9 protein-coding genes are annotated in these 12,256 nt (G+C 64.4%); 4 read left to right on the plus strand and 5 right to left on the minus strand.

Features of this window, described 5'->3' with window-relative positions:
• The first annotated feature begins 202 nt into the window (after positions 1-202).
• The 3 genes from H3H45_RS01815 (at position 203) to H3H45_RS01825 (ending at position 6,411) form a co-directional block, all read left to right on the plus strand.
• Complete coding sequence (locus tag H3H45_RS01815; protein WP_182833109.1) at positions 203-4,306, plus strand: sensor domain-containing protein; 4,104 nt, start codon at positions 203-205, stop codon at positions 4,304-4,306.
• A gap of 113 nt (positions 4,307-4,419) precedes the next feature.
• Positions 4,420-5,673: a serine hydroxymethyltransferase gene (gene glyA / locus H3H45_RS01820; RefSeq protein WP_182832045.1), complete on the plus strand. Its 1,254-nt coding sequence runs from the start codon at positions 4,420-4,422 to the stop codon at positions 5,671-5,673.
• A 99-nt stretch (positions 5,674-5,772) separates the two neighbouring features.
• A complete protein-coding gene (locus H3H45_RS01825; RefSeq protein WP_182832046.1) occupies positions 5,773-6,411 on the plus strand; it encodes a 3'-5' exonuclease in 639 nt (212 codons plus the stop codon).
• On the opposite strand, the gene yjiA is transcribed toward H3H45_RS01825, so the two are convergent.
• The 3 genes from yjiA to H3H45_RS01840 form a co-directional block, all read right to left on the minus strand.
• Positions 6,408-7,379 (minus strand): GTPase, encoded by a 972-nt coding sequence (gene yjiA, locus H3H45_RS01830; RefSeq protein WP_182832047.1) that lies wholly within the window; start codon positions 7,377-7,379, stop codon positions 6,408-6,410. The two genes, H3H45_RS01825 and yjiA, sit on opposite strands and share 4 nt — an antisense overlap.
• 136 nt (positions 7,380-7,515) lie before the next feature.
• Positions 7,516-7,719: a YbdD/YjiX family protein gene (locus tag H3H45_RS01835; protein WP_160488895.1), complete on the minus strand. Its 204-nt coding sequence runs from the start codon at positions 7,717-7,719 to the stop codon at positions 7,516-7,518.
• A gap of 54 nt (positions 7,720-7,773) precedes the next feature.
• Positions 7,774-9,840, minus strand: coding sequence for a carbon starvation CstA family protein (locus H3H45_RS01840; protein ID WP_182832048.1), 2,067 nt, complete (start codon positions 9,838-9,840; stop codon positions 7,774-7,776).
• 301 nt (positions 9,841-10,141) lie between these two features.
• Between H3H45_RS01840 and H3H45_RS01845 the strand changes: the two genes are divergently transcribed.
• Positions 10,142-10,513 carry a PilZ domain-containing protein gene (locus H3H45_RS01845; RefSeq protein WP_182832049.1) on the plus strand — a complete coding sequence of 124 codons (372 nt, stop codon included), beginning with the start codon at positions 10,142-10,144 and terminating at the stop codon, positions 10,511-10,513.
• Between the two features lie 71 nt (positions 10,514-10,584).
• On the opposite strand, the gene H3H45_RS01850 is transcribed toward H3H45_RS01845, so the two are convergent.
• On the minus strand, positions 10,585-10,743 hold the full coding sequence (locus H3H45_RS01850; protein WP_182832050.1) for a hypothetical protein: 159 nt from the start codon (positions 10,741-10,743) through the stop codon (positions 10,585-10,587).
• A 113-nt stretch (positions 10,744-10,856) separates the two neighbouring features.
• Positions 10,857-12,221 carry a DNA repair protein RadA gene (gene radA / locus H3H45_RS01855; protein ID WP_182832051.1) on the minus strand — a complete coding sequence of 455 codons (1,365 nt, stop codon included), beginning with the start codon at positions 12,219-12,221 and terminating at the stop codon, positions 10,857-10,859.
• Positions 12,222-12,256: the final 35 nt, after the last annotated feature.

Here is a 12,256-nt window from a genome sequence, read left to right on the forward strand (position 1 = left end):
GATGGCACTTTGCCGCACTTCAAGGCATGCTAGCCGGCTGTGATTGCCTGGCTTACAGTCCATAAGACAGGCAGTTGTATCAGCAGGATTCCGTTGCGTGCCTAAACTCCCCCGCCACCGCTCCCACCGCTCCCTGCGCGACCCGTTCGCCAGCCCCTCGCGTGGTTCGCTGAAAGGGGCTCTGGCGCTGCTGGTGGCATTGATGCTGGGCCTGTTGCTGTGGCAATTGCAGCAGGAATTCCAGCAACTGGAAGATAACCAGCGGCAACGCAACCTCGCCTACAGCACCCAGCTGAGCGAACACCTGGCCCTGGCGATGAAGCTCAAGGCCGAAGCCGGCCAGACCTTCCTGCAACACAACGCCCCTGCCCCGTTAACCGGTAACGACCTGCGCGCACTGCTCGACAGCCTGCGCGGCATCTACCCGGCGCTGCACAGCCTGGCCTGGTTCGACGGCAAGGGCCAGGTGCAGGCCGACAGCGCACCGGCGACCGCAGACGCCAAGCTGCTCGAACAGCTGAGCCGCACCAGCGGCCAGCCCTACCACTTCGCCTACGGCCCGCGCGAACAGGGCCTGCTCTATCTAGCCCTGAGCAAACCGTCGGCCGGCGGCTGGGTGGTACGCCTGCGCCCGGCGGCCCTGTACAACTGGCTGCCACAGACCCGCGATATGCAACCCTGGCTGCTACAGGACCAACGCAGCGGCCTGGTCATGCTGCGCCAGCCGCACGACCCACAAGCATCGCTAAACACGCAGCTGAGCGCAGACGAACACCGACTGAGCACCCTGCAACTGCCCTTGGCTCATAGCGACTGGCTCGTGCACGCACTGTTCGATGCCGAGCAGGTGCGTGCCGCACTGCTGCCTGTGCAGGCCGGCAAGTTGCTGCTGTTCATCCTCTGCGCCAGCCTGGCCTTGCTCGCCCTGTTCGGCCTGCTGCGCGAGCAGCGCAGCCTGCGCGAATCCCATGCGCTGTCGCGACGTTCGCTCAATGACGCCATCGCCGCCCTGGGCGCCATCGAAGAACGCGTACTGGTGACCCAGGCCGATGGTCAGATCAGCTACCTCAATCCACGCGCCGAGCAGATGTTCGGCCTGAGCAGTGCCGACGCCAGCAGCCGTCATTTGCTCAGCTTGCTACCGGCCCTCGGCCCCTGGCTGGAAGCCGATACGCCACCGGCGCAACCCATCGAAATCCTCCAGGACGGCCACCCCCGGCTGTATACCGTGACCAGCCACAAGCTGGCCGACGGAGCGCGCCAGGAAGGCACCGTCTGGGTGCTGCGCGACGTGACCGAGCAGCAGAAAGCCGTGGAAGTCCTGCAGGACACCCGCCGGCGTTACCAGGGCATCTTCGAGGGTAGCGGTATCGCCCTCTGTGTGTTCGACCTCAGCAGCCTGAAGGACTTCCTCGACAAGCAGGGCCTGCGCCACAGCAGCCAACTGACTGGCTGGCTGCAACAGGCGCCGGAACACAACCAACTGCTGCTGAATCAGATCCGCATCACCGAGTTGAACCGCGTGGCCATGCAGCTACTCGGCGTCGACTCGCCGCAACAGGCCTGGGACCACCTGATCGGTAATCGCCCACTGCGCCCGGGCGGCTCACGCCATGCACTGATTACCGCGCTGATCGATGGCGAGCAGGACATGATGGTCGAGGGGCGTATGCGCACGCCCCATGGCCATGAGCGCTACCTGTGGCTAACCCTGCAGCTGCCGCGTCGGGCCAACGAGTTCAAGGCCGTTACCCTGAGCATCCACGACATTACCAGCCGCAAACGCGTCGAGTTGTCGCTGGTCGAGCGCGAGCGCTTCTGGTCGGATGTGCTGCGCGCCGTGCCGGATACGCTCTATGTGCACGACATGAGCAACCAGCGTGTGCTGTTCAGCAACAACCGCCTTGGTCCGGATCTGGGCTACAGCAAGGAAGAAATGCTCAAGCTGGGCGACAAGCTGTGGGAAAAGATCCTCCACCCCGACGATGTCGAGCTGTACCAGCGCGTGCGCAACCTGCAGAAAGTGGTCGGCAACGGCGTGCTGCTCAACTGCCAGCTGCGTTGGCGCCACCGCGATGGCAGCTGGCACTGGTTCGACATCCGCGAACACGCCCTCAGCCGCGACGCCCACGGGCGGGTCAGTCGCCTGATCGGCGTGGCCAAGGACATCACCCACGAGATCAATGCCCAGCTCAGCCTGCGTGACAGCGAGCGGCGCTACCGCCTGCTGGCGGAAAGCATCAGCGACGTGATCATTTCCTCCAACAGCAAGCTGCAGCTGAGCTATGTCAGCCCCTCGGCGCAGAACTTCTTCGGCTACAGCCCGGAGTGGATCCTGCAGAATGGCCTGCTCAGCACCGTCACCAACCCGCGCCAGCTGGCCGAGCTGCAAGCCTTGCTGGAACAGGTCAAGCAGGCACTGGGGGATGCGGCGCAGCTGAGCCAGCTGCAGGCCCAGTTGAGCAGCAAGCCGTTCGTCTTCGACTGCCTGCGCGCCGACGGGCGCAAGATCAGCGTGGAAATGCGCGTGATGCTGATGTGGGACGAGCAGAACCGCTTCGAGGGCGTGCTCGGCATTGGCCGCGACATCAGCCAGCAGCGCCGCGCCGAGCGCGACCTGCGCATGGCCGCCACGGTCTTCGAACACTCCACCGCGGCGATCATGGTCACCGACCCGGCCGGCTACATCGTGCGCACCAACGAGACCTTCCAGCGCATCAGCGGTTTCGCCACCCGGGAAGTGCTCGACCAGTTGCCCAGCATGCTCACCGCCGACCGCCAGCAGGCCGGCCAGCTCAACTACATCCTCGCCCAGCTCAACCAGCACGGCAGCTGGGAAGGCGAGCTGTGGCTCAAGCGCAAGGGTGGTGAGCAGTACCCGGCCTGGGTCGGCATCACCGCGGTGCAGGATGACGAAGGCGATCTGGTCAGCTACGTGTGCTTCTTCAACGACATCAGCGAGCGCAAGGCCAGCGAACAGCGCATCCACCGCCTCGCCTACTACGACGCCCTGACCCTGCTGCCCAACCGCACGCTGTTCCAGGACCGCCTGCACACCGCCCTACAACATGCCGAGCGGCATGCGGAATGGGTGGTACTGATGTTCCTCGACCTCGACCGTTTCAAACCGATCAACGACTCCCTCGGCCACGCCGCCGGCGACCGCATGCTCAAGGACGTGGCCGTGCGCCTGGCCGCCTGCGTCGACGAAGACGACACCGTGGCGCGCATGGGCGGCGATGAGTTCACCCTGTTGTTGTTGCCGCGTGAAACCCGTGAGGCCGCGTTGAACCGCGCCATCCACGTGGCCGAGCAGATTCTCGCCAGTCTGGCCCAGCCGTTCGTTCTGCAGGGCCGCGAGTTCTTCGTCACCGCCAGTATCGGCATCGCCCTGGCGCCGCAGGATGGCGACGAGCTGAGCCAGCTGATGAAGAACGCCGACACCGCCATGTACCACGCCAAGGAACGCGGCAAAAACAACTTCCAGTTCTACCAGGCAGACATGAATGCCACGGCGCTGCAGCGCCTGGAACTGGAAAGCGACCTGCGCCACGCCCTCGAGCAGGATCAGTTCCGCCTCTACTACCAGCCGCAGTTCAGCGGCGACGGCAAACGCCTGACCGGGGCCGAGGCCCTGCTGCGCTGGCAGCATCCAGTGCGCGGTCTAGTGGCGCCCGGTGAATTCATTCCGGTGCTGGAAGAACTCGGCCTGGTGGTACAGGTCGGCGACTGGGTCATAGAGGAAGCCTGTCGCCAGCTCAAGAGCTGGCATGTCAGCAAGGTGCGGGTGCCGAAAATCTCGGTCAACCTGTCCGCCCGCCAGTTCGCCGATGGCCAGTTGGCCATGCGTATCTCGCGCATGCTCGAAAGCAGCGGCGTGCCCTCGGCCTGCCTGGAGCTGGAGCTGACCGAGAGCATCCTGATGCGCGACGTCGACGAGACCCTGCAGATTCTCGCCAGCCTGAAGAAACTCGGCCTGTGCATCGCGGTGGACGACTTCGGCACCGGCTACTCTTCGCTGAACTACCTCAAGCAGTTCCCCATCGACGTGCTGAAGATCGACCGCAGCTTCGTCGATGGCCTGCCCGAGGGCGAGCAGGACGGTCAGATCGCCCGCGCCATCATCGCCATGGCCCACAGCCTGGGCCTGGCGGTGATCGCCGAAGGCGTGGAAACCCAGCCCCAGCTCGACTTCCTGCGCGAACATGGCTGCGACGAGGTGCAGGGCTACCTGCTCGGCAAGCCGATGCCCGCCACGCAGTTCGAGGCTCAATTCAGCGGTGCTGCGCTGTTCATGCTCAGCTAGAAAGCATGCGTGAGCACCACTTGTCCGCCACATGACTGCCTTTCATATGCCAGTACCCGGCGTATGGGTTAGAATGCGCGCCTTTTTCCCGCACTGCTCCGTAGAGGACTGCCATGTTCAGCCGTGATTTGACCCTCGCCCGTTTCGACGCCGACCTGTTTGCCGCCATGGAGCAAGAAGCCCAGCGCCAGGAACATCACATCGAGCTGATCGCCTCGGAGAACTACACCAGCCCGGCGGTGATGGAAGCCCAGGGTTCGGTACTGACCAACAAGTACGCCGAAGGCTACCCAGGCAAGCGCTACTACGGCGGTTGCGAGTACGTCGACATCGTCGAGCAGCTGGCCATCGACCGCGCCAAAGAGCTGTTCGGCGCCGACTACGCCAACGTCCAGCCGCACGCCGGTTCGCAAGCCAACAGCGCGGTGTTCCTGGCCCTGCTGCAAGCCGGCGACACCATCCTCGGCATGAGCCTGGCCCACGGCGGTCACCTGACCCACGGTGCCAGCGTTTCCTCCTCCGGCAAGCTGTACAACGCCGTGCAGTACGGCATCACCGATGCCGGCCTGATCGACTACGACGAAGTCGAGCGCCTGGCCGTCGAGCACAAGCCGAAGATGATCATCGCCGGCTTCTCCGCCTACTCGCAGATCCTCGACTTCCCGCGCTTCCGCGCCATCGCCGACAAAGTGGGTGCCTACCTGTTCGTCGACATGGCTCACGTAGCTGGCCTGGTTGCCGCTGGCGTGTACCCGAACCCGGTGCCGTTCGCCGACGTCGTCACCACCACCACCCACAAGACCCTGCGCGGCCCGCGTGGCGGCCTGATCCTCGCGCGCAAGAACGAGGAAATCGAGAAGAAGCTCAACTCCGCCGTCTTCCCGGGTGCCCAGGGTGGCCCGCTGGAGCACGTCATCGCGGCCAAGGCCGTGTGCTTCAAGGAAGCCCTGCAGCCTGAGTTCAAGGCCTACCAGCAGCAGGTGGTAAAGAACGCCCAGGCCATGGCCGAAGTGTTCATCGCACGCGGTTTCGACGTGGTTTCCGGCGGCACCAAGAACCACCTGTTCCTGCTGTCGCTGATCAAGCAGGACATCACCGGTAAGGACGCCGACGCCGCCCTGGGCCGCGCCTTCATTACCGTGAACAAGAACAGCGTACCGAACGATCCGCGTTCGCCGTTCGTCACTTCCGGTCTGCGCATCGGTACCCCGGCCGTCACCACCCGCGGTTTCAAGGAAGCCGAGTGCCAGGAACTGGCCGGCTGGATCTGCGACATCCTGCAGAACATGGGCGACGAGTCCGTGGTCGACGCGGTACGCGAGAAGGTCAAGGCCGTCTGCGCCAAGCTGCCGGTGTACGGCAACTAAGCCCGACCCTAGCGGCACGAAAAGCCCGGCAGAAGCCGGGCTTTTTTATGCCTGATCTTTACCGTAGGGTGCGGCGTACCGCGCATGAGGAAGAATGCAATGAGCACGGATCAGCCAGCCAAACCCAAGCGCCGCTATGTCGAACGACCGAGCAAGGAAGAGATCCGCCAGCTGCCGCCGTTCGATGCCTTGCCGCTGCAGCGCATTCATGTGCTGTGCACGCCGGAGGACTTTGCCCTGGCCCTGGCGCAGCTGCGCAACGAACCGTTCATCGGCTTCGATACCGAATCCAAGCCCTGCTTCACCAGCGATGCGCCGCGTACCGGCCCGCATGTGCTGCAGTTCGCCACCCGCGACCAGGCGTTCATCGTGCAGCTAAACGCCGAGCCACCACTCGATTTCCTGCGCGAGGTGATCGAGTCGCAACGCATGGTCAAGGTCGGCTTCGGCCTCAAGTCCGACCGCGGTTCGCTGCAGCGCAAGCTGGGGCTGAAGCTTGGCACCGCCATCGACCTGGCCAGCGGCATGCGCCGGCTCGGCTACAAACAGGCGGTCGGTGTACGTACGGCGGTGGCCATTGCCTTGGGCAGGCAGCTGCGCAAATCGAAAGCGGTCACCACCTCCAACTGGGCCGCCACGCACCTGTCGGAAAACCAGGTGCAGTACGCAGGGGAGGATGCCTTTGCCGCGCTGGCGGTGTTTTATGCGCTCGGCCTGGACACCGCCCCGCCCACCTAGCCGGCGACCTCGGCAAAGCCGGCGCGAATCTGCGCCTCCGGCAGGTTGTCACCGATCAGCACCAACACGCTCTCGCGCTTCTCGTCCACGCCCCACTCGCTGTCGAAGTCGAAGCCGTACAAGCGCAGTACACCCTGGAACACCATGCGCCGCTCTTCCCCGGCAACATTGAGTACGCCTTTGTAGCGCAGCAGCGAGTTGCCATGGGTCTCCAGCAGTTGCTCCATGAAGACGCTGAGTTTGTCGAGATCCAGCGGCTGCTCGGTCTTCAATACCAGTGTGGTAATGCGGTCGAGGGCGTTGGCCGGCGCCAGCGGCGTCAGGCGCAAAGCCGGACTGAGATCGGCATTCAGGTTGAAACCGCGGATATCCAACAACTCAGCCAGATCGATACGCCCGTGCTCGACCACGCGGATCGGCGCGCGCCGGTTGATCCGTTGCAGGCGCAGGCTCAGCGCCTCGACATGCGCAGCATCGACCAGGTCGGTCTTGCTCAGCAGGATGCGGTCGGCGAAACCGACCTGGGCCTGAGCGATGGTCTCGGCCAGATGGCATTCGGCATTGACGGCATCCACCAGGGTAATGATGCCGTCCAGCACATAGCGCTCGCACAGCTCGGCGTCAGCGAAGAAGGTCTGCGCCACCGGTGCCGGGTCGGCCAGGCCGGTGCACTCGATCACCAGACGGTCGAAGGCCAGCTCACCGCTGTCGAGCTTATCCAGCAGCAGGTAAAGGGCCTTTTCCAGTTCGACATGGATCGAGCAGCAGACGCAGCCATTGGCCAGGGTCATGACCTCGACCGGCGCGCTGCCGAGCAGTTGGCCATCGATCGGCGTATCGCTGTACTCGTTCTCGATCACCGCCAGTTTCAGGCCGTGTTCGGCCTGCAGCATATGTTTGAGCAGGGTGGTCTTGCCGGCACCGAGAAAGCCGCTGAGCACGGTGACGGGGATGGGTTCATGTGTCATCAGGTCGTCCTGCATAGGGTGGATCGCGCTTGATCGATCCACCAAGCGGATTGATGGTGGATGAACAAAGCATCATCCACCCCACAAAGAGACACGCCACGGCTAGCGTGGCGTGCAGGTAGTGCGCAGAAAGGTATCAACAGCAGCGTACGGGACGGCCCTTGCCCCCACCATAACGCGCTTCCTGGCGTTCGCGGAAGAACGCCTCGTAGCTCATCACCGGCTGGTCCGGATGCTGGGTCTGCATATGCTCGACATAGGTGTCGTAGTCGGGCATGCCCACCAACATGCGCGCGGCCTGCCCTAGGTACTTGCCCATGCGGCTGAGATCATTGAACACCGTGCATTCCTCCCGCCGGCAGCGGACCGGACAGGCCGGCCCGCCGCTAGTCACTCAGACGTCCGGCATGGCCTGGAACGCGGTTTCCTTGTCGCTGCGGTCCGGACGAATCCAGGCCGCGCGGCCAACCTTCAACGCGTAGAACAGCACGCTGAACACCACCACCAGGAACAGCACGCTAAGCGTGGCATTGGTGTAGGCGTTCATGATCACGTTCTGCATCTGCGCCAGGTCCTTGGCCGGCGCCAGGATCTGCCCAGTCGCCAGGGCCGCCTCGTACTTGTTGGCCAGCGCGAGGAAGCCGACTGCCGGGTTGGCATCGAACAGCTTGATCAGGCTCGCCGTGGTGGTGCAGATCAGCAGCCACACCGCTGGCAGCAGGGTGACCCAGACGTACTGCTGGCGCTTCATCTTGATCAGCACCACGCTGCACAGCATCAGGGCGATGCCAGCCAGCATCTGATTGGAGATACCGAACAGCGGCCACAGGGTGTTGATGCCGCCCAGCGGGTCGATCACGCCCTGGTACAGCAGATACCCCCACAACGCCACGCAGCCGGCCGTGGCCAGCACGTTGGCGCCCCACGACTCGGTGCGCTTGAGTGCCGGCACGAAGGTGCCGAGCAAGTCCTGCAGCATGAAGCGCCCTGCACGGGTACCGGCGTCCACCGCAGTGAGGATGAACAGCGCCTCGAACAGGATGGCGAAGTGGTACCAGAAGGCCATGGTGTTCTCGCCCGGCAGCACCTGGTGGAGGATCTGCGCGATGCCCACCGCCAGCGTTGGCGCACCGCCGGCGCGGTTGAGGATCGAGCTTTCGCCGATATCACGGGCCACGGCTTCCAGCGCGTCCGGGGTGATGGCGAAGCCCCAGCTGCTGACCGCAGCAGCCACGCTGACGACATCGCTACCGACGATAGCTGGCGGGCTGTTCATGGCGAAGTACACACCCGGCTCGATGATCGAGGCGGCGACCATGGCCATGATCGCCACCATCGACTCCATCAGCATGCCGCCGTAGCCGATGTAGCGCGCGTGGGACTCATTGGCCAGCAGCTTGGGCGTGGTGCCGGAGCTGATCAGGGCATGGAAGCCGGAAACGGCGCCACAGGCGATGGTGATAAACAGGAAGGGGAACAGCGCACCTTTCCACACCGGCCCGGTGCCGTCGGTGAACTGGGTCAGCGCCGGCATTTTCAGGTCAGGAGCGAGGATCAGGATGCCAATGGCCAGGGCGACGATGGTGCCGATCTTGAGGAAGGTCGACAGGTAGTCGCGCGGGGCGAGGATCAGCCACACCGGCAGCACCGCGGCGACGAAGCCGTAGCCCACCAGCATCAGAGTGATCTGCTCACCGGTGAAGGTGAACGCCGCCGCCCAGTACGGATCCTGGGAAATCACCCCGCCCAGCCAGATCGAGCCGAGCAGCAGCGCCACGCCGATCACGGAAATCTCGCCGATCCGGCCGGGGCGCAGGTAGCGCATATAGATGCCCATGAACATGGCGATCGGGATGGTCGCGATCACCGTGAACATGCCCCAGGGACTGTGCGCCAGGGCCTTGACCACGATCAGCGAAAGCACCGCGAGGATGATGATCATGATCAGGAAGCAGCCGAACAGGGCAATGGTGCCGGGCACCCGGCCCATCTCCTCGCGCACCATGTCGCCCAGCGAACGGGCGTTGCGCCGGGTGGAGATAAACAGGACCATGAAGTCCTGCACCGCACCAGCCAGCACCACCCCGGCGATCAGCCATAGGGTGCCGGGCAGATAGCCCATCTGCGCGGCGAGCACCGGGCCGACCAGTGGACCGGCGCCGGCGATGGCGGCGAAGTGGTGGCCGAACAGCACGTGCTTGTTGGTCGGCACGAAGTCCAGACCGTCGTTGTTGAGCACCGCCGGCGTGGCCCGGCGCGGGTCCAGCTGCATCACCCGGGTGGCGATGAACAGGCTGTAGTAACGGTAAGCGACCAGATAGAGGGCCACCGCGGCCACCACTATCCACAAGGCGTTGATGGCTTCGCCGCGGCGCAAGGCCACGACACCCAAGGCACAGGCGCCCACCACTGCCAGCACTGCCCAGGGCAGGTGGCGCAGCAGGCTATTATTATTGTTCATAAACTCTCCCAATTCATGGACAGACAAGCTGCCGCACAAGCTTAGTCCGTCCACGGCAAAGCTCTATGCGACCTTGGTCTAGGGGCTTTTGCCCTTTGCTTCACGGCCGCAACCGCCGCTGAATACCCGCCACAGCGCATCGCGAGCAGCGGCCGCACTTGCCGCATGCTGTCAATGGCAGCGCACTGGCCTACCTACTCAGCTGAGCCACCATGCACGGGCGCCACTGCCTGACGCATCTACAGGCAGCGTTATGCCGCGCGCTTGGCTATAGTGGACAAAACCGCAGAGGAATCTTGCAATGAGTGACATGACCTCCGAGCGTCGGCGCTTCCAGCGCATCGCCTTCGACGCCGCCACCGAGCTTGCCCAAGGCGAGCGCCGCTGGTCGGTGGAGCTGCATGACCTGTCGCTCAAGGGCCTGCTGGTCAAGCGCCCGCGCGACTGGAACGGTGACCCGGACCAGCCGTTCAACGCCACCATCACCCTCGACAGCGACACCCGCCTGCATCTGGAAGTGGTGCTGACCCGCACCCGTGATGATCTGCTCGGCTTCGTCTGCCGGCATATCGATCTGGAGTCGATCAGTCACCTGCGCCGTCTGGTAGAGCTCAACCTCGGTGACGAGAGCCTGCTGGAGCGCGAGCTGGCCGCGCTGGGCGAGGAAGACTAGGCCAAAGCACGAATACAAAGGGCGCCAATCGGCGCCCTTTGCTTGTCTAGCCTGGCGTAGCCGCCTGGCTCTCAGTGTTGCCGATTGAGCGGCTGCGCCGGCTGGTGCGCACGCTGCTGCAATACCCGCCGCGACACGATGCTCGCTTCACGCCGCTCTTCGGCAAGATCGCGCGGCCGCGCCGCATCGCTATTGAGGGCTTTGGCAAAAAAATCGAAGAACAGGAACATGGGCCATCTCCTTGCTAAGAACATGGCCTCATGCTCCTCCCGGCCTGCGCCGCAAAAATTGATCTGCGGCAAGCGCCAGCCGTTTGCAGTAGCGGCAGAGCGCCGCAGGCCGGTCACTCGAACAGTGCATCCAGCGCCTGCTCCAGGCGCGTCACTGCAATCACCTGCAGGCCCGGCGGCGCTTCCTTGGGCGCATTACCCTTGGGCACGATGGCGCGCTTGAAGCCGTGTTTGGCCGCCTCTTTCAGGCGCTCCTGGCCGCTCGGCACCGGGCGGATCTCGCCGCTCAGGCCAATCTCGCCGAACACCAGCAGGTCATGCGGCAGCGGCTTGTTGCGCAGACTGGAAATCACCGCCGCCATCAACGCCAGGTCGGAGGCGGTCTCCAGCACCTTGACCCCGCCGACCACATTGAGGAACACGTCCTGGTCGTAGGTCGGGATGCCGCCATGGCGGTGCAACACGGCCAGCAACATGGCCAGGCGGTTCTGGTCCAGACCGAGGGTAACCCGGCGCGGGTTGGCCATATGGCTGGTGTCGACCAGCGCCTGCACTTCCACCAGCATCGGCCGGGTGCCTTCCCAGGTGGCCATCACCACACTACCCGGCACTTCCTCCTGGGCCCGGGTGAGAAAGATCGCCGAGGGGTTGGTGACCTCCTTGAGCCCCTTGTCGGTCATGCCAAACACGCCCAGTTCGTTGACCGCGCCGAAACGGTTCTTCACCGCACGCAGCAGGCGCAGGCGGCCATCCGACTCGCCCTCGAAATACAGCACGGTGTCGACCATGTGCTCCAGCACGCGCGGCCCGGCCAGTGCGCCTTCCTTAGTCACGTGGCCGACCAGGAAGATCGCCGTGCCGCTCTGCTTGGCGTAGCGCACCAGCAGCGCCGCGCTCTCGCGCACCTGGGCCACGCCGCCGGGGGCGGACTGCAGCTGCTCGGTGAAGATGGTCTGGATCGAGTCGATCACCATCACCTTGGGCTGCTCGCGCCGCGCCACCTCGATGATCGACTCGATGCAGGTCTCGGTCATCACCTTGAGCTTGTCCTGCGGCAGCTCCAGACGCCGCGCACGCATGGCCACCTGCTGCTGCGATTCCTCGCCGGTGACGTACAGCGCCGGCAGGCGCTGGGCGATGTTGCACAGGGTCTGCAGCAGGATGGTCGACTTGCCGATGCCGGGATCGCCGCCGATCAGCACAACCGAACCATCCACCAGGCCGCCACCGAGCACCCGATCGAGCTCGCCGGAAACCGTGGAAAAACGTGGCACTTCCTCGACGCTGACCTCGGCCAGGGTCTTGATCTGTGCCTGCTGCCCGGCCCAGCCGCCACGCCCGCTGGGGGTAGCGGCGCCGGCTTCGAGCATGGTTTCGGTGAGGGTATTCCAGGCCCCGCACTCGCCGCACTGTCCGGCCCACTTGGGAAAGGTGGCGCCGCACTCGGTGCAGCCATACATGCGCTTGGCTTTGGCCATGGAAATCTCCCCGCTGGAAAAATGGCGATAATAAC

The organism is Aquipseudomonas guryensis (assembly GCF_014164785.1).
Classification (GTDB): domain Bacteria; phylum Pseudomonadota; class Gammaproteobacteria; order Pseudomonadales; family Pseudomonadaceae; genus Aquipseudomonas; species Aquipseudomonas guryensis.